Annotated in this window: 1 protein-coding gene; it reads right to left on the reverse strand. The window is 65.5% G+C overall.

Translation table 11 applies throughout. The features are described from left to right. Positions 1-24 precede the first annotated feature (24 nt). A protein-coding gene (locus JTN19_RS14505; RefSeq protein WP_408901885.1) for an IS5 family transposase occupies positions 25-866 on the reverse strand; the annotation gives its coding sequence in 2 pieces (ribosomal slippage) (positions 25-485 and positions 485-866; 843 coding nt in all). Positions 867-946: the final 80 nt, after the last annotated feature.

The raw sequence follows: 946 nt of genomic DNA on the forward strand, positions 1-946 counted from the left end.
AGAGCCCATCCGGGAAGTTTGGATTCACGCTGAGGGCTTTGCGGCTAGTCGTCGAAGCATGATGCGGATCATGGCCATGCGGACGAAGGCGGCGGCGATGCGGCAGTGCCGCTCGAAGTCGCGGGCGAGACGGCGGTTGCGGCTGATCCATCCAATGGTGCGCTCCACGATCCAACGCTTCGGCAGCACGACGAATTTGTGTCTGTCGCAGCGGCGGACGATCTCGATCTTCCACGTGCCGGTGCGGGCGACGGCAGCGGCCATCTTCGGCCCCTGATAGCCTGCATCGCCGAAGATGCGCTCGATGAAGGGGAACAGCCTGCGCGCCTGCCGCAGCAGTGGCTCGGCGCCATCGCGGTCCTGCACGCTGGCCGGATGCACGATCACCGCGAGCAGCATACCGATGGTGTCGGTCAGCAGGTGACGCTTGCGGCCAACGACCTTCTTGCCCGCGTCGTAGCCGGACGGGTCGAGCGTAGAGCCCCCTTTTGCGCCGCCTTCGCCGTCTGGCTGTCGATGATCGCCGTCGTCGGGCTGGCCTCGCGCCCTGCCTGCTCACGCACGGCGACGTAGAGCGCGTGGTGAATACGCTCGATGGTGCCTTCCCATTCCCAGCGCGAGAAGTAGTCCCACACCGTACTCTTCGGCGGCAGGTCCTTCGGCAACGCGCTCCATTGGCAGCCCGTCGAGAGCACGTAGAACACTGCGTTCAGAACCTCGCGGACATCCACCCTGCGCGGCCTGCCGCCGTGCTTCGCTGGCCGGATCATCGGCGCCACCAGCGCCCATTCCGCATCCGTCAGATCAGATGGATACCGCAGGCCACGCCGATCCGCCGCTCGCCGATGCTCTGCCGTCCACGCCATTGCCTGCTCCCGCGAATCGCCCGCAGAAGCAGCGAATCATACCCAACTCAGGCGATTCAATTCCTTTCCGGATGGGCTCT

This window comes from Roseococcus thiosulfatophilus (genome assembly GCF_017311575.1).
In the GTDB taxonomy this organism is placed as follows: domain Bacteria; phylum Pseudomonadota; class Alphaproteobacteria; order Acetobacterales; family Acetobacteraceae; genus Roseococcus; species Roseococcus thiosulfatophilus.